Consider the following 21,851-nt stretch of genomic DNA (forward strand, 5'->3'; position numbering starts at 1 on the left):
TCCGAAGAGAGTGCGACGGCGATGTTCGAAGCCCATTTCCAGACGTTCGAAGAGCCCGAAGGCGGCGTGGCGCTGACTGCCCGCTTGAGCGCGCTGCGCGAGGAGCTGGCGCGGCGCAAGCTGACCGGATTCGTGGTTCCGCGCGCCGACCAGCAGCAGAATGAATATGTCGCGGCCTCCGAGGAGCGGCTCGCCTGGCTGACCGGCTTCACTGGATCGGCTGGGCTCGCGATCGTGCTGAGCAAGGAGGCCGCCCTGTTCGTCGACGGCCGCTACACGCTGCAGGCCGGCAAGCAGGTCGACCGCAAGGCCTGGCAGGTCGAGCCGCTGGTCGAGCCGCCACCGGAGCACTGGCTGACCCGGCATCTGGCGGCCGGCGACCGCCTAGGATTTGACCCCTGGCTGCACACTTCTGCGGCAGCCGAACGACTGGCAGCGGCCTGCGCCAAGGCCGGCGCGGAACTGGTCGCCGTCGACGGCAATCCGGTTGATGCGATCTGGCACGAGCGGCCGGCACCGCCGCTCGGCCCGGTCACGATCCACGGCGCGCAGTTTTCCGGGGAGATCGAAGCCGACAAGCTCAAGCGCATCCGGCTCGAGATCAACAAGCTCGGCGTCGACGCGCTGGTGCTGTCCGACAGCCATGCGGTGGCCTGGACCTTCAACATCCGCGGCGCCGACGTCTCGCATACGCCGCTGCCGCTGTCCTATGCGCTGGTGCCGAAGGAAGGCCGGCCGCTGGTGTTCATCGATCAGCGCAAGCTGTCCAACTCGACGCGCGACCATCTCGAGCAATCGGCCGACGTCGAGCAACCCGCGGCGCTGGCGGCAAAACTCACCGAGCTCGCCAAGCGCGGCGCCTCGATCGCGCTCGACAGCGCGACCGCAGCCGACGCCCTGAGCCGCCTGATCGCGGGTGCCGGCGGCAAGCCGGTGCGCGGCAGCGATCCGGTGAGCCTCTTGAAGGCGGTCAAGAACGTCACCGAGATCGAGGGCACGCGCACGGCGCATCAGCGCGACGCGGTGGCGCTGGTGCGTTTCCTCGCCTGGGTCGACCGCGAGGCGCCCTCCGGCGGCCTCACCGAGATCGACACCGTCGAGGCGCTGGAGACGTTCCGCCGCCAGACCGGCGCGCTGAAGGACGTCTCCTTCCCGACCATCGCCGGCACCGGGCCGAACGGCGCCATCGTGCACTACCGCGTGACGCGCAAGAGCAACCGCCGCATTGAGCCAGGCGACCTCCTGCTGATCGATTCCGGCGCGCAATATGAGGACGGCACCACCGACGTCACCCGCACCATCGCGATCGGCAAGCCGACCGACGAGATGCGCGACCGCTTCACCCGCGTGCTGCGCGGCCATATCGCGATCGCCCGCGCGATCTTCCCCGACGGCACCACCGGCGCCCAGCTCGACACGCTGGCGCGGCAATATCTCTGGCAGGCCGGAATCGATTTCGAGCACGGCACCGGCCACGGCGTCGGCAGCTATCTCAGCGTCCATGAAGGGCCGGCGCGGATTTCCAAGCTCGGCGCCACGCCGCTGAAGCGCGGCATGATCCTGTCGAACGAGCCCGGCTACTACAAGACCGACGCCTACGGCATAAGGATCGAGAACCTCGAGCTCGTGATCGGCACCGACATTGCCGGCGCCGAGAAGCCGATCAATGCATTCGAGACGCTGACGCTGGCGCCGATCGATCGCCGCCTGATCGAGGTCGGCATGCTGAGCCCGGACGAACTGGCCTGGCTCAACGACTACCACGCCCGCGTCGCGCATGCGGTGCGCCCGCATCTCGACGACAACGCGACGAAGCTGTGGCTGGATGAGGCGACGGCGGCGCTGAAGTAGCGGCGCCCTCCAGGCATCCGCACACTCGACGTCGTCCCCCCTAACGCTCGGTGTCATCCCCCGCGAAAGCGGAGGATCGATCCAGTACACCGCGGCCTATCAATTCAAATACGCCTGCCTCTGGAATACTGGGTCCCCTGCTTTCGCGGAGGACGACAGCGGAATTCGCAGCTGACGACATTGGGTTTATTGCGCGAGACGAAACATCGTCACCGCGTCTCCTGAAATCGCATGGGCGTATGCCGAAACACCCGTATTCCGGTCGGACGGGCACGCTACAGTCTTTCCACAATGCTGGATCGGACCTGAATGCACGGCGTGATGGGCAAGCCGCCCGGCGCGGCCCAAGACAACATCAAAGACAACATCGCGACATCGAAGGTCATGCTGCTGATGCTCGTCGTGATGACGGGCGTGGCGCCGATCTCGCTCTACATGCTGGTGCCGGCGCTACCGGTGCTGGCGACCACATTCGGGCGCGACATCGGGATCGCGCAGATGACCGTGTCGCTCTACATGGTCGGCATCGCGCTTTCACAGCTGATCATGGGGCCGCTGTCCGACAGGTTCGGCCGCCGGCCGGTGCTGCTCGCGGGCCTCGGCCTGATGGTCGTGGCCGGCGTCGGCTCGGTCTTCGCCGAGACCCTCCCGCAACTAATCGCGGCACGCTTCTTCCAGGCGCTCGGCGGCGCCAGCGGCATGGTGATCAGCCGCGCCATCGTCCGCGACCTCTATCCGCGCGAGCGGGTCGGCGCCATGATCAGCCTCGTCGTCGCCGCGCTGATGATCGCGCAGATGGTGAGCCCGCTGACCGGCGGCCTGCTGGAGACCACATTCGGCTGGCGCGCGATCCTCTATCTCATCACCGCGGCGTCGCTGATCACCACGATCTTCATCGCGCTGGCGCTGCCGGAAACCCGCCGCGACCGCGCCGACAGCTCCAGCTTTCGCGGCGACCTCGGCAAGCTGATGACGAGCCGCGCCTTCGTCGGCTATCTGCTGTGTCAGGTGCTGGCGTCGCAGATCATCTTCGCCTTCGCCGGCGGCGGCCCCTACATCGTGGTGACCCAGATGGGCCGGACCAGTGCCGAGTATGGCGCATGGTTCGCGATGACGGGGTTCGGCTACTTTGTCGGCAATCTCTTGTGCGTGCGCTTCGCGCCGCGGCACTCGCTGGAGAAACTGATCTGGTTCGGCCTCGCGCTGCAGGTCGGCGGCAGCCTGTTGAACCTGGTCTGGAGTTTTACCGGAGTAAACCAGGCCCCGCTCTGGCTGTTCGGCACCCAGATGATCGTGATGATCGCCAACGCCTTCGTGATGGCCAATTCCGCCGCCGGCGCGATCAGCATCCGGCCCGAGGCCGCCGGCACCGCCTCGGGCGCCATGGGGTTCCTGCAGCAGGGCATCGGCTCGCTGATCTCGCAATTCGGCGCCTATCTCGGCGGCCACTCCACCACGACGCTGCCGCTGACCGCGGCGATCTTCGCGATCTCGATCGCCTGCGCCTGCACCATGATCTTCGTCGTGCCGCGGCGGCAGGTAGTGGTGAGCGAGGAGCTGATCGCGCAGGCCGAGGAGGACGAGCAGGGGATGATGTGAGCAGTTCGTCATTCCGGGGCGATGCGCAGCATCGAACCCGGAATCTCGACATTCCGGGTTCGCCTCTTCGAGGCGCCCCGGAATGACGGACATCCTACTCCCCGATCAGCTTCAGCCACTCGTCCTCGGTCAGCACCTGGACGCCGTGCTTCTGCGCTTCGGCAAGCTTCGAGCCGGCGCCCGGCCCCGCGACGACGTAGTCGGTCTTCTTCGACACCGAACCGGCCGCCTTGGCGCCCAGCCGTTCGGCCGTCGCCTTGGCCTCGTCGCGCGTCATCTTTTCGAGCGATCCGGTGAACACCACGGTCTTGCCGGCGACCGCCGAATTGCTCTTCGGCTTCTCGGCGTCGATGATCTCGTCGAGCTCTCCGGTCAGCCGCTCGACGATGCCGCGATTGTGGCTCTCGCCGAAATAGTCGGCGATGCTCTTGATCACGGTGTCGCCGATCTGGTCGAGCGCATCCATCTCCGCCATCGCTTCTTCGTCGCCCTTGGCGACCTTGAGGCAGGCATCGTGGAACGCGTCCCAGGAGCCATAGCCGCGCGCCAGTGCCAGCGCGGTGGTCTCGCCGACATGGCGCATGCCGAGCGCGTAGATGAAGCGTTCCAGGCCAATCCTGCGCCGGCTGTCGATCGCGGCGAACAGATTGCGCACCGAGGTCTCGCCGTAGCCTTCGATGTCCTCGAGCTTCAGCTTCGCGTTGCGCTTTTGCAGCGTGAAGATATCAGCCGGCTCCTTGACCCATCCCTCGTCGAAGAAATATTGCAACTGTTTCACGCCGAGACCGTCGATGTCGAAGGCGCGGCGCGACACGAACAGAATGAGGTGTTCGACCTTCTGGAACGGACAGGCGAACTCGCCGGTGCAGCGGGCGCGCGAGCCCTCCTCGCCGGCCGCAGTCTCCTCGCGCACCACGTCGGTGTGCAGCGGGCACGGGCACTTCTTCGGGAAGTGGAATTCCTTCGCGCTCTTCGGCCGCTTGTCGATCACGACGTCGAACGACCTGCGGGATCACGTCGCCGGCGCGCTGGATCACCACGGTGTCGCCGATCCTGATGTCGCGTCCCTCGCGCAGCACCTCGCCCTTGTTGCCGATGCCCTTGATGTAGTCCTCATTGTGCAGCGTGACGTTCTGCACGATCACGCCGCCGACACCGACCGGCTCGAGCTTGCCGACCGGCGTGAATGAACCGGTGCGCCCGACCTGGATCTCGATGTCGCGCAACACCGTCATGGCGCGCTCGGCCGGAAATTTGTGCGCGATCGCCCAGCGCGGCGTGCGCGAGACGAAGCCGAGCCGCTCCTGCCAGTCGATGCGATCGATCTTGTAGACGACGCCGTCGATGTCGTAGTCGAGCTCGGCACGCCGCTCCTCGATCTTGCGATGGAACGCGATCAGCTCCTCGACCGAGTGACACAATTTGGTCAGCGGATTGGTCTTGAAGCCGCACCGCTCGAACCAGCGGATCATGCCGGCCTGGGTATCCGCGGGCATGGCGCTCATCTCGCCCCAGGCATAGGCGAAGAAGCCGAGCGGCCGCGAGGCAGTGATTGTGGGATCCTTCTGCCGCAGCGAGCCGGCCGCCGAATTGCGCGGATTGGCGAAGATGGTGTCGCCGGCCGCCTTCTGTCGCTCGTTGAGCGCGAGGAACGCCTTCTTGGTCATGTAGACCTCGCCGCGCACCTCGCAGATGTCAGGCACGTTGCGGCCCTTCAGCTTCTGCGGTACGTCCTCGAGCGTGCGGATGTTGGCGGTGACGTCCTCACCCTCGGCACCGTCGCCGCGCGTTGCCGCGGTGACGAGTTCGCCGCCCTCGTAGCGCAGCGACATCGAGAGCCCGTCGATCTTCGGCTCGGCCGAGAAATCGATCTTGTCGTCCGGCAGCTTGAGGAAGCGCGTGATGCGTCCGACGAAGTCGACCACGTCAGCTTCCGCGAACGCGTTGTCGAGCGACAGCATCGGCAGCGAATGACGAACCTTCCTGAAGCGCCCCGACGGCGCGGCGCCGACCTTCTGCGACGGCGATTCCGCGGTGACGAATTCAGGGAAGCGCTTCTCGATCGCATTGTAACGCTGCCGCAGCGCGTCGTATTCGGCGTCGGTGACGCTCGGCGCGTCATCCTGATAGTAGCGCTTGTCATGGCCTTCGAGCTCGAGCGCAAGGCGCATCAACTCGACCTTGGCCTGGGCCTTGGTGAGCTTGTCGACGTCGACCAGCGCTTTCTTGGCTTTGGTGGCCATCAGCGAACTAACTCGCCGCCCTGAGCAGCCGTTCCGCGGCCGCCCTCGCCTCCGCGGTGATCTCGGCGCCGGCCAGCATGCGCGCGATCTCCTCGCGGCGGTGGTCGGCGGCGAGCGCGTTGACGCGGGTGGCGACCCGCTTGCCCTTGTCGAGCGCGTCCTTGGAGATCAGGAGATGCTGGCTGGCGCGGGCCGCGACCTGCGGCGCGTGCGTCACCGCCATCACCTGCACCTTGCCGGCGAGGCGCGCCAGCCGCGAGCCGATCGCATCGGCCACCGCACCGCCGACGCCGGTGTCGATTTCGTCGAACACCAAGGTCGGTGCCGAGCCGCGATCGGCCAGCACGACCTTCAGTGCCAGCAGGAAGCGCGACAGCTCGCCGCCGGAGGCGACCTTCATCATCGGCCCCGGCTTGGTGCCCGGATTGGTCTGCACCCAGAACTCGACACGATCGATGCCCTGCGGTCCCGGCGCGGCCGCGTTGCTGTCGACCTGGGTCATGAACTTCGCGCGCTCGAGCTTGAGCGGCCCAAGCTCGGCGTTGACGGCCTTGTTGAGCTTCTCGGCGGCCTTGGTGCGCGCCGCCGACAGTTTGGCGGCAGCCGCCGCATAGCGCTTGTCGGCTTCACCGGCGGCCGCTTCCAGCTTCTTTAGCTGGTCGGCGCCGGCATCGATCAGCGCGACGTCGCCGGCATATTGCGCCGCCAGCGCAGCCAGCAGATCGACCGGCGTCGAATATTTACGTGAGGCGGCGCGCAGCGCGAACAGCCGCTCCTCGATGCGCTCCAGCTCGGCCGGATCGAAATCGGTCGCCGCCAGCGCGGCGTTGAGATGCTGGTCGGCCTCTTCCAGCGCGTTGATCGCAATATCGATCGCCTTGACCGCGGGCTCGATCAGCGCAGGCGCATTGGCGGCGCGCCGCTCCAGCCGCCGTACCGCCGCCGACAGCGACGTCACCGGCGAATGCGAGCCGCCGATCGCCTCCTGCGCCTCGCGCAGATCGGTTGCGATCTTCTCGCCCTGCATCATGGTGGTGCGGCGACCCGCGAGCTCGGTCTCCTCGCCTTCCTTCGGCGTCAGCGTCTTCAATTCCTGCGAGGCATGGCGCAGATCAGTCGGCCTCACGCGCGGCGCGCTCCATGCCGGCGCGATGCTCGTCGAGATCAGCATTGGCGGTCCGCCTGATATCCCACAGCGCTTCCAGCGCCGCGACGTCCTTCTCGTGTCCGGCGAAGGCGTCGAGCAGCTGGCGATGGGTGGAGGCGTCGACCAGCGCGCGCTCGTCATGCTGGCCATGGATCTCGACCAGCGCGGCACCGACCGCCTTCAGGGTCTGCACGCTGATCGCCTGATCGTTGATGAACGCGCGGGTGCGGCCGTCGGCGAGTTGCACGCGGCGCAGGATCATCTCACCGGTGTCGTCGAGGCCGTTCTCGGCCAAAATCCCGGCCGCCGGATGCCCCTTCGGGACGTCGAACATGGCGGTGACCTGCCCCTGTTCGGCGCCGTGGCGCACCAGTCCGGCATCGCCGCGGCCGCCGAGCGCCAGCGCAAAGGCATCGAGCAGGATGGATTTGCCTGCGCCGGTTTCGCCGGTCAGCACCGCGAGGCCACGGGAAAATTCGATATCGAGCCGTTCGATCAGGACGATGTCACGGATCGACAGACGCGCCAGCATGCGAGGACAATTCCTAGCCGAGACCTATCTTCTTGAAGGTCCTGCTGATCCAGGAACCCTGATTCTCGCTCGGCTCAGACCGCCGGACTTTACTAGATTATATGCGTCCTTGTACCAGCGGCTGTCTGGAAAATTGTGGCCGAGCACCGCGGCCGCGGTCTGCGCCTCGCCGGCGATGCCGATCGCCATGTAGGCCTCGGTGAGGCGGTACAGCGCCTCCTCGACGTGGCGCGTGGTCTGGTACTGCGTGACCACGGTCTTGAAGCGGTTGATCGCGGCGGTGAAGTCGCGCTTGCCCATGTAATAGCGCCCGACCGCCATTTCCTTGCCGGCGAGCTGGTCGCGCGCAGCCTGGATCTTGGACTTGGCCTGGGTGGCGTATTCCGAGGTCGGATATTTGCGGACCACCTCTTCGAGCGCCGCGATCGCCTTCTCGGTGCGGCTCTGGTCGCGCGAGATGTCCGGGATCTGGTCGAAATGCGAGGCCGCGATCAGGTACTGGGCGTAGGACGCGTCCGGGCTGCCGGGATGCAGCGTGACGTAGCGGGTGGCAGAGCCGATGCAGCTGTCGTAGTCGCCCGCCTGGTAGAACGAATAGGCCGACATCAAGAGCGACTTGCGCGCCCAGTCGGAATAGGGATGCTGACGGTCGACTTCCTCGAACTTCTTCGAGGCGGCCTTCAGGTCCTTCTTCTCGTTCATCATGTACAAGCCCTCATTGTAGAGCTTGTCCGCGGGCTCATCGACGAACGTGTCGTCCTTGGCCATGAACTTGTCCCACAGCGCGCCGGTGCCGCAGCCGCTGAGCGGCATGGCCAGCACGATCAGGCCCGCCGCAAAACGCAGCGTGCGCGCGGCCTTGGTCAGGCCGGAGACGTCAGAAGAATTGCGTGATTCGAGCGCCATACGCATTGCCGACATGAATTTTAAAACCTGACGCCTTTGATGCGGTTAACGGCGACCCCACTCCACCCACGAACCGCGGTCATGGATGCAATATTTCCAGTGCCTTGACTGCCGTTACTCGCAACCGCAGGCCTGCTTAGCCGAAAAATGACCGTGGACCAACCGAATACGGAGCCATTCCGCCGGGAATAAGGCGACCCGGCGAAGCTCACAGCCTGCTGTGGTTATTACGGAAATTGGGCCCGACCGGCCAGGCGATCAGGACTTGGGCGATCAGGACACGTCCGGGCCATAGGCCGGGGCGACGAGGCCGCCCACGGTGCCTGCACCGGCTTCGACATGGCCACGGGCCGGCCGCCGAGCCGTCTCCGATTCGACCACCCGCCAGGCGCTGCGGTCGGCGAGCAGCGCCTTCAGCACCGCGTTGTTGAGCTTGTGGCCGCCCCGTACCGAACGGTAGCTGCCGAGCAGCGGCAGGCCGGCCAGCGCCAGATCGCCGATCACGTCGAGCACCTTGTGGCGGGCGCATTCGTCGGCGTAGCGCAGGCCCTCGGCGTTGAGCAGACGGGCCTCGTCGAACACCACGGTGTTGTCGAAGGACGCGCCGAGCGCGAAGCCTGCACCCCACAGCCGCGCCACGTCGCTCATACAGCCGAACGTGCGGGCACGGGCAACCTCGCGGCGGAAACCTTCCGGCGACAGATCGAAGGTGAAGGTCTGGCGGCCAATCACCTGGTTGGTGAAATCGATCTCGACTTCGGTGCGGAACCCGCCGGCGAACGGACGCAGCTCGCCAACCGATTCGCCGATCTTGACCTGCACCGGCTTCAAAACCTGGATGAAGCGGCGGACACCGGGCTGGGTCACAATCCCGGCCTGATCGATCGCCGCGACGAACGCTGCAGCGCTCCCGTCCATGATCGGAACTTCGGCGCCGTCGACTTCGATGGTGGCGTTGTCGACGCCCATGCCGCGCAGCGCCGCGAGCACGTGCTCGGCGGTCGAAACCAGCGGCCCTTCGCGGTCACCCAGCACCGTCGCGAACTCGGTCGCGATCACCGCATCGGCGGTGGCCACGACTTCACGGTCGGAACCGTCGAGACCGGTGCGGACAAAATAAAACCCGCATCAACAGGTGCAGGTCCCATGGTGAGACTGACAGGAAGACCGGAATGAACGCCTACGCCAGTCACGGTGGCTTGCGACCGAAGCGTTGTTTGACGGCTGAACTTCATTCGATAATGCCCACTACCCGACTTCACTCAATTCAAGTGGCCAAATTTCCCCAAGGCCGACTCGCTTGAGCTCCCCAAGTCACGGCAGACCATAGTCACGGCCCTAAACCGCGCCAACTCACGCTTCTTTACCGATTGTTACCCCATCTCCGCCGCATTCACGCCCAAGGTAAACCAAACTACGGCAGCGAAAGCGGTCCTCGGCAACGCGCCATCTGACCACCGAAAGAATAATTAATCATTTAAAATCAGTTGCTTGTTCATCCGGCGCGATCGCCTGCCCGCGACAAGGAAAAGGCCCCGGCGGTTCCCCGCCGAGGCCTTCTTCGTGGCCAAGGTTGTAACAAACTTCAGTTTGCCTGCCGGCGCAGGAAGGCCGGGATATCAAGATGGTCGTCGCCCTGTGGCGCCGGGGCAACAGGTGCTTGGCGGCCATGAGCGTCCAGACCCTGCGGCGCAGGGCGCTTTGCATATTCGGATACCGGCGATTCGTTCGCCGAGATCTGCTGGGCGACGCTGCGGGCCGGCTTGCGCTCGGGCAGCGGCGGCATCGTCGGCATGGCCGGACCGGAGCTACGGGCCGCGATCGGCGGCTCGGTCTCCTCGTCGCGGCGGCCGAGGCCGACATTGGCCAGCCGCTGCAGCAGCGACAGGCGGGTCTTCTGCGGGTGGTGCTCCGCCTCGCCGTCACCATTGGCCTGGCGGATTTCGGCCTGCGCCGGCATCGGCAGATCCTCGAACTTCGGCATCCGCGGAGCACGGACCGGCGACCGTTCCGCCGCCTGCGGGATGAAGGTCTCGGGCGGCATCGGCTCATGCTGCTCGGCCCGGGCGGCCTCGTGGTCCGGGAACAGCGAGGGCTTCTGGGCAATCGGCCGCACGGTGACGTCACCGTAGGAGGCCGGCTGCATCGGCGCCTGGGCGGCCGGTGCGCTGTCGGGAGCAACCGCGGCGGCGATCGCCGCAAGCGCGGCGCGCTCGACGGCCGGACGCTGCTGCGGAGCGGCGGGAGCTGCAATCGGGGCGACCGTCACGCCGGTCGGCGGTTCCAGCTTCTGGGCACGTTCGGCCATGCGCTGATTATCGGCACGCAGGCGGGCGGTCAGATCGGCCAGCCGGCTCTCCGGCGAACCGCCCGACTGCTGCGCGGCGGGAGCCTGGGCGCGGGAGGCGATCGCCGCCTGCTCGATGCCGGTTGCGACCACCGAGACGCGAATGACGCCGTCGAGCGATTTGTCGAAGGTGGCGCCGACGATGATGTTGGCGTCGGCGTCGACCTCCTCGCGGATGCGGGTGGCGGCTTCGTCGACCTCGAACAGGGTCAGGTCCTTGCCGCCCGTGATCGAGATCAAGAGGCCGCGGGCGCCCTTCATCGAGCTGTCGTCGATCAGCGGGTTGGCGATCGCCGCTTCCGCGGCGGTCAGCGCGCGCTTCTCGCCGGTGGCTTCGCCGGTGCCCATCATCGCCTTGCCCATTTCACGCATCACGGCGCGGACGTCGGCGAAGTCGAGGTTGATCAGACCTTCCTTGACCATCAGGTCGGTGATGCAGGCGACGCCCGAGTACAGCACCTGGTCGGCCATCGCGAAGGCGTCGGCGAAGGTGGTCTTCTCGTTGGCGACCCGGAACAGGTTCTGGTTCGGAATGATCAGCAGCGTGTTGACCACCTTGTGCAGCTCGGCGATGCCGTGCTCGGCGGTGCGCATGCGGCGCTGACCTTCGAAGTGGAACGGCTTCGTCACCACGCCGACGGTGAGGATTCCCATCTCGCGCGCGGCCTTGGCGATCACGGGTGCAGCACCGGTACCGGTGCCGCCGCCCATGCCGGCGGTGACGAACACCATGTTGGCGCCGGTGAGATGATCGCGCAGCTCGTCCATGACCTCCTGCGCGGCCGCAGCGCCGACGTCGGGCTGCGAACCGGCGCCGAGGCCTTGGGTGACCTGGGTGCCCATCTGCACGATGCGCTGCGCCTTCGACATGGTCAGCGCCTGCGCGTCGGTGTTGGCGACGACGAAGTCGACGCCCTGCAACCCGGCGGTGATCATGTTGTTGACGGCATTACCACCCGCGCCGCCGACGCCGAAGACGGTGATCCGCGGTTTCAGCTCGCTGATGTCAGGGGGTGTCAGATTGAGTGCCATGGTTGCCTCTCTCGATTATGCGCGCGTTGGTTCGTCCCGGCCGCTGGCCGCCGGAGCTGGTGAAAATGCAGTGAGCCGGGGTGCGGTCATCAGAAGCCCTCGCGAAGCCATCGTCCGACCTTTCCGAAGTAACCGTCTGTCCCTGTCCTGAGCTGCCGCGTGCGCCGCGGTTCGACATGTTCAAGATGTGCGTATTGCGGATAGACCAGGAGGCCCGTGGGTACCGAGAATGAGGCGCCCTTCGCCTCGTTCGGCAGCCGGCCGAAGCCGAGCGGACGGCCGATGCGGACCTGACGGTTCAGGATACGGGTGGCAAGCTCGACGGTGCCGGTGAGCTGCGAGGCGCCGCCGCTCAGCACGACGCGCGCCCTCGGCTCTGCCGCAAAGGGGGAATCCGCGAGCCGGTCACGGACCATTTCGAAAATCTCCTCGGCGCGATGCCGGACAATGTTCGCAATCGTGGCGCGGGACACGATCTGCGGTGTCTCCCGGTCATCGCCTGCAGTGGGAACGGACATCAGCTCGCGCGAGTCCGAACCGCCGGTCAGCACCGTGCCGTATAAGGTCTTGATTCGTTCGGCATCCGCAATGCACGCGCCGATGCCGCGCGCAAGATCCATCGTGATGTGTTGCCCGCCCAGCGCAAATCCGGATGCGTGCACGAGACGTCCACCGGAGTAGGTCGCGATCGTGGTCGATCCCGCGCCCATCTCGACGACGGCAGCGCCGAGGTCGGCCTCGTCGTCGGTCAGCACCGAGAGGCCCGCGACATAGGGGCTCGACGCCATGGCTTCGACGTTGAGATGGCAGCGCTCGACCACCAGCATCAGGTTTTTGGCAACCGTCGCGTCCGACGTCACCACGTTCATGTCGACGCCGAACTGGCGCGCCACCATGCCTCTGGGATCGCGGATGCCCTTGACGCCGTCGAGCGCGTAGCCGACCGGCAGCGCGTGCAGCACGGTGCGGCCGGCGCCCGCGGCGTGGCGCATGCCGGCGGACGTGACGCGGCTGATATCGTCCGAGGTGACCGAGCCGCCGCGGATATCGGCCGCGGCTTCGACCAGCTGGCCGTGCTGCCGGCCGCCGGAGACCGACAGCAGGACGGATTCGACACGGACCTTGGCCATGCGCTCGGCCAGCGCCACCGCGTGGCGCACCGCCTTCTCGCATTCGGCGAGATCGACCACGGAGCCGGCCTTGACGCCGCGCGACTGGATCTGGCTGTAGCCGATCAATTCGACCGCATGGGTGCGTCCGCGCAGCGCCTCGTTCGGCGGCGACGGCCTCAGCCGCGCGATCATGCAGGCGATCTTGCTGGAGCCGACATCGAGCGAAGCCACCATCGCGGTGCGCTTCTGCATCGGACGGGTCTTCGGGGTCAGGTTGCGATCGAGGCCGGTCATGCGGAGTCACCGGCCTTCTTCTTGGACTTCTTGTCCTTGAACAGTTCGTCGCGCGCCTTGCCGGCGTCCTCCGACAATTGCACGATCAGCCGATCGGGCAGGCGCATGTCGACGGCGACAATGTCGCGCGAGAACAGCTTCTCGTCCTTGTCGAGCCTGGAGAGCGCAGCGAGCGCGTTGCCGACGTCGTTCTCCGGCAGGCGGACGTCGAGACCGTCCTTGAGGCGCAGGTTCCAGCGCCGCTCGCCGACGAAGATCGCGGCCTTGGTCACCGAACGGACCTGCGGATAACGGTCGAGCAGCGCCAGGAAGTCGTGGGCCCTGACGTCGGCGCCCTTGCCGACCACCAGCGGCAGATTGAGGAAGCGGCGCGAGACGTAGGGCTCGAGCACCGCGCCGTCGGAGGCGATCACCGACAGGCGGCCGTTCTGCTGCCACAGCGCGAAGGCGGTGCGCTCGACGATGTCGATCTGCAGCCGGCCCGGATAGAGCTTCAGGATCGTGGCATCCGCGATCCAGGGATTGGCCTTCAGCTTGGCGCGCACGGTGTCGGCGTCGAGGAACAGTAGCGAGGAGCGGCCATTGACGCCGCCGATCGCGAGCACCTCGTCCTGGCTCAGCTGCTTGCGGCCGTTGATGCCGACGGTGGTGATGCGGAAGCCGGCGGTGTTGGCGAGCGCGTTGCGGGCATCGCTGAGCGCGGTGGTGAATTCCTCGACATGGCCGCCCTTGACGATGCCGAGGCCCAGGCTGCCGAACAGGATCGCGAGCGTCGCGACCAGCCCGATGCGGCGCGGCAGATAGCGTTCGACCATCAGGATGTAGCGGTTCGGCGGCTCGCGATCGATGATGACTTGCGGCCGCTTGGCGGGACGCCGCCTGCGGCGCGCGAGATGGGCGCCGACATACTCGCGCAGCAGCACCGCCGCTCCAATAGCGGCTGCTCTCAGGTCAGCTTGAGGCCCCAGCGATCGCAGCGATCGGGTGAGGCGTCCTGCACCATCCATTGCACGAGCTCGTCACATGTTGCGCCCGCAAACCCCGCGGGTCCCGGCACAAATCACGTCTCGGCTAGACCGGTGGGATTAGAGTGGCCCCCTGTTCCCTGGTTGCGATCCTCGAAGCGGTAATCCGCGACAGCTCACGCCCCGGCAGCCAAGCGCTACATGCGCCGCCAGCGTTAACCTTCGGGCTTCCTGGTAAACAAAGGGTAAATGACTTCGGCTTGGAGCGTGTTTTGACCAACGCTGTGAGTACTTTGCCGCGAACTCGTTAGCATTTTAGCAACAGCGTCCGGGTTCCATCCGGCCGACCAGGGCGGGTTCCCCCGGCCGGGCATTAACTTCGGACGCGGCGGCGGGCCAGCTCGATCTGGTCGGTGAGGAAGTCGGCAAAGGCGATACCCTGTGCTTTCAAGGCCTTAGGGTACAGTGATGCCGCGGTGAGCCCCGGCAGAGTGTTGGTCTCGAGATAGACCGGGCCATTGGCCGAGACGATGAAATCGCTGCGCGAGTAGCCGGTGCAGGACAGCGCGCGGTGCGCCCGCAGCGCATGGTCCATGATCGCGGCGCTGACCTCGGGCGCGAAGCGGCCGGGACAGATCTCCTGGGTCGACTTCAGCAGGTATTTGGCTGTGTAGTCGAAGGTTCCCTCCCCCGGCACGATCTCGATCGGCGGCAGCGCGAACACGGAGCCGTCGGACTGCTCGAGCACGCCGCAGGTCGCCTCCACGCCCGATACGAACGGCTCGATCAGATACTCTTCATGCTTCGCGGCATTGCGGACCGCGACGAGATCCTGCTTCGCGTTGACGAAGATCAGCCCGTAGCTCGATCCGTCCTTGGCGGGTTTTGCAATCAGCTTGCCGTGTTTCGCGAAGGCGTCATCGATCTGTTCGACATTGATGCCCTGCGGCGCGTTGAGGCCTGCGATCGCGGCGAAGCGCTTTGCCGACGGCTTGTCGAATGCCAGATGCGACGACGCCGAGCCGGAGCCGGTGAACGCGACATTGCGCATCTCGCACATCGCCTGCAATTCGCCATTCTCGGCGCGGCCGCCGTGCAAACCGAACACCAGCACACGCTGCTCGGCGCTCGCCTTGTCGAGCGCCTGGTCGAGTGCGATGCCGCGACCGTCGGGTTTGAAGTCGACCTCGAACGGACGCGTGTGGCCGAGCAGTTTTCCGACGTCACCGCGTGCACGGTGTCGTCAACATCCCAGAACCAGAGATCCGCGTCGGGCAGCGCGCGGTGCAGCGCCTGCGTGCTCGCCACCGAGACCAGCCGCTCCTTGTTGGTGCCGCCGAACAGAATGGTCACCTGCATCTTCTTTGCCTGTCTTCGCTGCTTCCGTCATTCCGGGATGGTCCGAAGCACCAGACCGGACTCTCGAGATTCCGGGTTCGATGCTGCGCATCGCCCCGGAATGACGACTACGATGAATTCCCGATCCGCTTGATTTCCCAGTGTAGCTCAATTCCGCTGCTTTGCTTGACCCGTTCACGCACCGTCTCGCCGAGCGTCTCGATGTCGTGCCCGGTAGCGTTGCCGGTGTTGATCAGGAAATTGCAGTGCATCTCTGACACCTGCGCGCCGCCTATTTTGAGGCCGCGACAGCCGGCGGCATCGATCAGCTTCCAGGCGCTGTTGCCGGGCGGATTCTTGAAGGTCGAGCCGCCGGTCTTCTCGCGGATCGGCTGCGCGGTCTCGCGATGGCTCTGCACCTCGTTCATGCGGGCGCGGATCGCCTCAGCATCGGTGATCGTGCCGCGGAAGCGCGCCGAGGTGAACACGATCGACGGATCGGCGCCGCTGTTGCGGTAGACGAACTTCATGTCGGCATTGCCGAACCTATGCTTCGTTCCGTCGCGGCCGATGCCGGTGGCCTCGATCAGCACGTCCTTGGTCTCGCCGCCGTTGGCGCCGGCATTCATGCGCAGCGCGCCGCCGACCGTGCCGGGAATGCCGAAGAAGAATTCCATGCCGCCGATGTCAGCAGACGCAGCCGTCTCGGCGACGCGCTTGTCGAGCGCCGCAGCGCCGGCGGTGACGACATCGCCGGCCGCGCTGGTCTCTCCGAACGCGCGCGGCGCGAGCCGGATCACGACGCCGGGCATGCCGCCATCGCGCACGATCAGATTGGAGCCGACGCCGACGACATAGACCGGCAATTCCTGCGGCAGGCGCTTCAGGAAATATGCGAGGTCATCTTCATCTGCCGGCGTGAACAACACCTGTGCCGGGCCGCCGACGCGAAACCAGGTCAGCTCCGCCAGCGACTGGTTCGCCAGCAGCCGCCCGCGCAGCTCCGGCATCGCGGCTTTCAGATCGGGCGTGATGTCGGGGAAGGTCATCGGTGACCTCTCCATCCGTCATGGCCGGGCTTGTCCCGGCCATCTACGTCTTGCAGTATCCCCACATGGCAGGGGGATACGCTCATTTTCTGACCAACCGTCCGAACGGCGTGCTCTACGTCGGGGTAACGAGCGATCTCGTCCGCCGGATATTCGAGCACCGTTCCGGCTTCGTCGATGGCTTCACCAAGCGATACGGACTGAAGCGACTCGCTCACTTTGAGCACTTTGACGACATCCGTACAGCCATCCAGCGCGAACACACCATCAAGCATTGGCCGCGCGCTTGGAAGATCCGCAAGATCATCGCAGCAAACCCGAACTGGGACGACTTGTACGACACGATAGTGCAGTGAAGACGTGGATGGCCGGGACAAGCCCGGCCATGACGTGGATGGATACGAGGCCATCATCACCCCAGCGCCTTCAATTCGCCGGGCAGTGCGTAAGCCCATTGCGTGATGTTGCCGGCGCCGAGGCAGACGACGAGGTCACCGGGCTTGGCGAGGCCGTGCACGATCTTCGCGAGCTCGCCCGCGTTCGGCAGCGGGACAACGTTGCGATGGCCGTGGGCGCGCAGGCCGGCGGCGAAATGATCACGGTCGATGCCGGCGATCGGCGCCTCGCCGGCCGGATAGACCTCGGCGACCACCACCGCATCGGCATCGTTGAAGCAGGTGCAGAATTCCTCGAACAGCGATTGCAGGCGGGTGTAGCGATGCGGCTGCACCACGGCGACGATCTTGCCGTTGACGGATTCCCGCGCCGCCTTCAGCACGGCTGCGATCTCGACCGGATGATGACCGTAATCGTCGATCACGGTGATGCCGTTGGTCTCGCCGGTCTTGGTGAAGCGCCGCTTGACGCCGCCGAAGCCGGCCATGGCCTGGCGGATGACGTCATCGGACACGCCCAGCTCGTGCGCGACCGCGATCGCCGCCGTCGCATTCGATGCGTTGTGGCGCCCCGGCATCGGCAGCATGATATCGGCGATCTCATGGACCGCGCCGGACTTGCGATCGCGGATCGCGACCGAGAATTTCGAGCCGCCGCCCATCGGCGTCAGCTCCTTGAGCTGCGCGTCGGCCTGCGGGTTCTGGCCGTAGGTGATGATGCGGCGGTCTTCGATCTTGCCGACGAGAGTTTGCACCACGGGGTGATCGGTGCACATCACGGCAAAGCCGTAGAACGGGACGTTCTCGACGAAATTGCGGAACGCGTCCTGGATCGCCTCGAAGGTCTTGAAGTGATCGAGATGCTCGGGGTCGATATTGGTGACGATGACGACGTCGGACGGCAGCTTCAGGAAGGTGCCGTCGCTCTCGTCGGCTTCGACCACCATCCAGTCGCCGGCACCGAGCCGCGCGTTGGAGCCATAGGCGTTGATGATGCCGCCATTGATCACGGTCGGATCTAGCCCACCGGCATCGAGCAGGGTCGCCACCATCGTGGTCGTGGTGGTCTTGCCATGGGTGCCGGCGATCGCGACGCAGCTCTTCAGCCGCATCAGTTCCGCCAGCATCTCGGCGCGCCGCACCACCGGAATGCGCCGCGCGCGCGCCGCCATCAGCTCGGGATTGTCGCGCTTGATCGCGGTCGAGACCACGACGACATCGGCGCCGTCGACATTCTCGGCGGCGTGGCCGACCGAGATCTTGGCGCCTTTCTTGCGCAAGCGGTCGAGGTTGTAATTGTCCGAAGCATCGGAACCCTGCACGGTGTAGCCGAGATTGATCAGCACCTCGGCGATGCCGCTCATGCCGATACCGCCGATCCCGACGAAGTGAATGGGTCCGATCTCGCGCGGCAGTCTCATGATGCTAACACCTTCATCGTCTCCGGACGCACCCCGGCAATTCTCCGACTTATGAAAGACTGATATGGCCGGGACAAGCCCGGCCATGGCGTCCCACGGCCGAAATTCCTCGAAAGCGGCCTAAATTCCGGCCACTTTCGCAACCAGATCGGCCAGCCGCTCGGCGGCATCTAGCCGGCCGACGCCGCGCGCCGACGCCGCCATCGTCGTCAGTTTCGCGGGCTCGGCGGCGAAAGCCGAAATGTCAGCGGCCAGCCGCTCGGGCGTGAAGTCGCTCTGCGCGATGCGCAGCGCGCCGCTCGCCTGCGACAGCACGCCGGCATTGGCAAACTGGTCCTGATCGATCGCGCCCGGCAGCGGCACCAGGATCGAGGGCCGGCCGATCGCAGCGAGCTCGGCCACCGTGCCGGCGCCGGAGCGCGAGATCACGAGCTGGCTCGAGGCGAGGCGCGCCGGCAGGTCGGCGAAGAACGGCGCGAGCTCGGCGTTGATCTTGAGCCGGTCGTAGACGGCGCGCACCCGATCGATGTCTTCTTCGCGCACCTGCTGGGTGATGATCAGGCGGCTCCACAGCGCGGGCGCGAGCTGCTCGATCGCCGGCGGCACGATATCGCTCATCACCCGCGCGCCCTGGCTGCCGCCGACGACGAGCAGGCGGAGCGGCCCGTTCGCCTCGGGCGGCGTGTATTTCACCGCAGCGGCCGCAAGGATCGCCGGCCGCATCGGTGTGCCGACCGTGGTGGCCTTGCCGGCCAGCGCGGGATCGCGATCGAGCACGCCGGGCAGCGAGGTCGCGATCGCGTTGACGCGGCCGGATAGGAAACGGTTGGCGCGGCCGAGCACCGCATTGGCGTCATGGATGATGCCGGGAACGCCGAGCAGCCGCGCCGCCATCAGCGGTGGCAAGGTCGGGTAGCCGCCGAAGCCGACCACGGCCGCGGGCTTCAGCCGCCGCACCAGATTGGCAGCGACCAGCGTGCCATAGCCGAGCATCAGCGCGGTCCGCGCCAGCGAGATCGGGTTGCGGCTGCGCACGGTTGCGCTCGGCACGAGGTCGATGCTCTCCCTGCCGAACAGGCCGGAATAGCGCAACGCGCGGCCGTCGGTGGCGAGCCGGACCCGCAGGCCACGCCTGATCAATTCCACGGCGAGCGCTTCGGCCGGGAACAGATGGCCGCCGGTGCCACCGGCCGCCAGCAGAATCAGGGGCGCGTTGTCCATGGCCGCCTTTTACATCGTCACTGCGAGCGAAGCGAAGCAATCCATCGCCCCGCAGAACGGAGGGATGGATTGCTTTGTCGCTTCGCTCCTCGCAATGACAACAAGGGTTCACCTACGCGTAGGCGCGCTGAGCGCTGGCGCCTTCCATCGATTCGATCTCGGTGCGCGGCCGCTGCCGCGTGAGCGCCAGCATCATGCCGACGCCATAGGCGAGCGACACGAACGAGGAACCGCCATAAGAGATGAACGGCAGCGTCATGCCCTTGGCCGGGATCAGTTGCAGGTTGACCGCCATGTTGATGGTCGCCTGCACGCCAAACAGGATCGCAAGCCCCGAGGCTGCGAAGCGCGAGAACATGTCCTCGGTGGCATAGGCGCGGGTCAGCGTACGGATCACGATGAAACCGAACAGCGCGACCAGCATCAGGCAGAGGATGATGCCGAACTCCTCCGCCGCGACCGCGAACACGAAGTCGGTGTGGCTGTCTGGCAGGCTGCGCTTGGCGATGCCCTCGCCCGGCCCCAAGCCGAACCAGCCGCCATTCCAGAACGCCTCCATCGCGGTGTCGACCTGGAAGGTGTCGCCGGAGGCGGGATTCATGAAGCGCTTGATGCGGCCGGCGACGTGCGGCACCAGCAGATAGGCGCCGAACAGGCCCGCGCCCGCCGCGCCGGCGAGCCCGAACACCCAGATCATCCGCATGCCCGCGATGAAGAACAGCGCGCCCCACACCGTGAGGATCAGCATGGTCTGACCGAAGTCAGGCTCCATCACCAGCAGCGTGACCAGCGTCAGCAACAGCACCAGCGCCATCGAGGTCGCCGGCATCTCCGGCCGCTTGGTCGATTTCCGCAAATAGCCAGGCCGCGACGATGACGAAAGAGGGTTTTGCGGCTTCGGAGGCCTGGATGTTGACGCCGAGCAGCGTGATCCAGCGCCGCGAGCCCTTGACCTCGGGCCCGACCAGCAGCGTCAGCACGATCAGCGCGATCGAGACCGCGAACACGATCAGCGCGGTGCGCCGGATCTGCCGCGGCGTCATGAACGACACCCCGATCAGCACCATCAGCGACGGCACCAGGAACATGACGTGGCGGTTGAAGAAGTGGAACGGATCGAGCCCGATCCGGGTCGCCACCGGCGGGCTCGCCGCCAGCGACAGGATGACGCCGGCCAGCATCAACGCGGCGATCGCCACAAGCAGCAGCTTGTTCGACGGTCCACCACCAGTCCGAGAACGGGGTGCGTTGGTCACGGGCGAGCATGGGCGTCCCCAGATGGCAGAGATAACGTCCATTCGTGGCGCAGGATGGTTTCCAAGGGGTTAACGGGTTGGGTAACTTTTGAGGGAGGTGGCTTGGGGGAGCCCGCTCACTGCCGCGGACCCCATCCACAGCTGCCGTCCCTGCGAAAGCAGGGACCCATACTCCGCGGCGGATATTGTTGAAGGGACTCGTCGTCCCAGCATCACTCGCCAACAACCGTTCGTGGTTATGGGTCCCTGCTTTCGCAGGGACGACGCCGAGTTTGTTGCACTAGCGGTCAGTCAAACATCCGCATTCTCGCGACATGTTTTGCGCAATCAGTCGGGGGTACATCTCGGGACTGATGCTGCGATTTGGTGATCACCTCACCACCGTTTGACTGCACCAGCGCAAGGATCGTGTAGGCCGCGACATGGGCGGATACATCGAGAAAGGCAACGGAGACGACGACGTGATTTGGGCTCCGGCGATAGCGATGGAAGACAACGCCGACCCGGAACGGATTCTGCCAACGGGCAACAGCCTCCCGCAGCTCGAGGTCAAGACTTAGCGGAGAATTGAGGAACCTGACTGATCGCACCGAGGACCAAGGTATCGACAATCCGGAGCGGCGGTCGCGCAATCCATCGGCTCCGATCTCCACAGCGGGATCGCCCCGCATCGCATCCCAGAAGCAAGTGAAGGCCGCACCAAAGCAGCTGCCACCGAACCAAACGCCGTAGGGCGCCACCAGGGCCAGCGCAGTGAAGAAGAAGATTCCCTTCCACAGCGGCGGCTCACTAAGCACCGTCCCCCACGGTACAAAAATCAGCGCGAGGCCAGAGAGCACTCCGGTCGGCAGGAACATCAAGCCGGCGACCAGCGCAAGTAGACCGTACGCGACATTCTTGCCCCCACTCGGCCATGCCACGATCGGCAACGACACAGTGACCGGCGGCGGCTCCGGGTTACTGAGCTGAAGTGCGCCGGGGATCAGAATAGTGGTGACTTCTGATGCATCGCCCAAGGCAGTCCTCGTTGCGCCGATGGTTGCAGGCGCCATCCAATATGTAGGATAGGTCGGGCGGCACCGCATCCGCGTTCACTGCTTCGCCGTAACGCGGTTAATGAACAATTTGGCGAGCGGGCACGCT

Annotated in this window: 12 protein-coding genes and 6 pseudogenes; 3 read left to right on the top strand and 15 right to left on the bottom strand. The window is 65.9% G+C overall.

All coding sequences use genetic code 11. From position 1 onward, the window contains the following. The first annotated feature begins 21 nt into the window (after positions 1 to 21). Together ACSKB9_RS12160 and ACSKB9_RS12165 are read left to right on the top strand one after the other, a co-directional pair. Positions 22 to 1,851, top strand: a complete 1,830-nt coding sequence (locus ACSKB9_RS12160) for an aminopeptidase P family protein (protein WP_438073394.1) — start codon at positions 22 to 24, stop codon at positions 1,849 to 1,851. A 309-nt stretch (positions 1,852 to 2,160) separates the two neighbouring features. Beyond that, positions 2,161 to 3,450, top strand: coding sequence for a multidrug effflux MFS transporter (locus ACSKB9_RS12165; RefSeq protein ID WP_438073396.1), 1,290 nt, complete (start codon positions 2,161 to 2,163; stop codon positions 3,448 to 3,450). A 94-nt stretch (positions 3,451 to 3,544) separates the two neighbouring features. Here the strand turns inward: ACSKB9_RS12165 and ACSKB9_RS12170 are convergent, their stop codons facing one another. From ACSKB9_RS12170 to murB, 11 genes and pseudogenes are all read right to left on the bottom strand, one after another. Beyond that, positions 3,545 to 4,228 carry a BRCT domain-containing protein gene (locus tag ACSKB9_RS12170; RefSeq protein ID WP_438073398.1) on the bottom strand — a complete coding sequence of 228 codons (684 nt, stop codon included), beginning with the start codon at positions 4,226 to 4,228 and terminating at the stop codon, positions 3,545 to 3,547. After that, on the bottom strand, positions 4,176 to 5,693 hold the full coding sequence (ligA, locus tag ACSKB9_RS12175) for an NAD-dependent DNA ligase LigA (RefSeq protein ID WP_438073399.1): 1,518 nt from the start codon (positions 5,691 to 5,693) through the stop codon (positions 4,176 to 4,178). Before ligA ends, ACSKB9_RS12170 begins: the two co-directional genes overlap by 53 nt. Before the next feature lie 7 nt (positions 5,694 to 5,700). After that, positions 5,701 to 7,372 (bottom strand): annotated as a pseudogene (gene recN / locus ACSKB9_RS12180) (DNA repair protein RecN). Positions 7,373 to 7,385: 13 nt separating this feature from the next. Further along, positions 7,386 to 8,293 (bottom strand): annotated as a pseudogene (locus tag ACSKB9_RS12185) (outer membrane protein assembly factor BamD). Positions 8,294 to 8,551: 258 nt separating this feature from the next. Beyond that, positions 8,552 to 9,513 (bottom strand): annotated as a pseudogene (gene lpxC / locus ACSKB9_RS12190) (UDP-3-O-acyl-N-acetylglucosamine deacetylase). A 350-nt stretch (positions 9,514 to 9,863) separates the two neighbouring features. After that, positions 9,864 to 11,657, bottom strand: coding sequence for a cell division protein FtsZ (gene ftsZ, locus ACSKB9_RS12195; RefSeq protein ID WP_438073401.1), 1,794 nt, complete (start codon positions 11,655 to 11,657; stop codon positions 9,864 to 9,866). An 89-nt stretch (positions 11,658 to 11,746) separates the two neighbouring features. Then, a complete protein-coding gene (gene ftsA, locus ACSKB9_RS12200) occupies positions 11,747 to 13,063 on the bottom strand; it encodes a cell division protein FtsA (protein WP_028332543.1) in 1,317 nt (438 codons plus the stop codon). Next, positions 13,060 to 14,070: a cell division protein FtsQ/DivIB gene (locus ACSKB9_RS12205; RefSeq protein WP_057015001.1), complete on the bottom strand. Its 1,011-nt coding sequence runs from the start codon at positions 14,068 to 14,070 to the stop codon at positions 13,060 to 13,062. The genes ftsA and ACSKB9_RS12205 overlap by 4 nt, the downstream gene beginning before the upstream one ends. Then, positions 14,010 to 14,334 (bottom strand): annotated as a pseudogene (locus ACSKB9_RS12210) (D-alanine--D-alanine ligase); the annotation flags it as partial. The gene ACSKB9_RS12205 and the pseudogene ACSKB9_RS12210, both read right to left, overlap by 61 nt. 67 nt (positions 14,335 to 14,401) lie before the next feature. Continuing rightward, positions 14,402 to 15,387: pseudogene (locus ACSKB9_RS12215) on the bottom strand (D-alanine--D-alanine ligase family protein). Between the two features lie 107 nt (positions 15,388 to 15,494). Continuing rightward, positions 15,495 to 16,415 (bottom strand): UDP-N-acetylmuramate dehydrogenase, encoded by a 921-nt coding sequence (gene murB, locus ACSKB9_RS12220; RefSeq protein ID WP_438073404.1) that lies wholly within the window; start codon positions 16,413 to 16,415, stop codon positions 15,495 to 15,497. 20 nt (positions 16,416 to 16,435) lie between these two features. On the opposite strand from murB, the gene ACSKB9_RS12225 reads away from it, so the two are divergent. Continuing rightward, complete coding sequence (locus ACSKB9_RS12225; RefSeq protein WP_438080172.1) at positions 16,436 to 16,771, top strand: GIY-YIG nuclease family protein; 336 nt, start codon at positions 16,436 to 16,438, stop codon at positions 16,769 to 16,771. 56 nt (positions 16,772 to 16,827) lie between these two features. On the opposite strand, the gene murC is transcribed toward ACSKB9_RS12225, so the two are convergent. From murC to ACSKB9_RS12245, 4 genes and pseudogenes are all read right to left on the bottom strand, one after another. Then, a complete protein-coding gene (gene murC, locus ACSKB9_RS12230; RefSeq protein WP_438073406.1) occupies positions 16,828 to 18,231 on the bottom strand; it encodes a UDP-N-acetylmuramate--L-alanine ligase in 1,404 nt (467 codons plus the stop codon). Positions 18,232 to 18,351: 120 nt separating this feature from the next. Continuing rightward, positions 18,352 to 19,452 carry an undecaprenyldiphospho-muramoylpentapeptide beta-N-acetylglucosaminyltransferase gene (gene murG / locus ACSKB9_RS12235; protein ID WP_438073407.1) on the bottom strand — a complete coding sequence of 367 codons (1,101 nt, stop codon included), beginning with the start codon at positions 19,450 to 19,452 and terminating at the stop codon, positions 18,352 to 18,354. Positions 19,453 to 19,564: 112 nt separating this feature from the next. Continuing rightward, positions 19,565 to 20,718: pseudogene (gene ftsW, locus ACSKB9_RS12240) on the bottom strand (putative lipid II flippase FtsW). Positions 20,719 to 20,995: 277 nt separating this feature from the next. Then, the gene (locus ACSKB9_RS12245) at positions 20,996 to 21,724 is read right to left on the bottom strand and encodes a hypothetical protein (protein ID WP_438073409.1); all 729 of its coding nucleotides are present in this window, start codon (positions 21,722 to 21,724) and stop codon (positions 20,996 to 20,998) included. Between the last annotated feature and the right edge of the window lie 127 nt (positions 21,725 to 21,851).

The sequence above is a fragment of the Bradyrhizobium sp. BR 1433 genome, from assembly GCF_051547665.1.
In the GTDB taxonomy this organism is placed as follows: Bacteria; Pseudomonadota; Alphaproteobacteria; order Rhizobiales; family Xanthobacteraceae; genus Bradyrhizobium; species Bradyrhizobium australafricanum.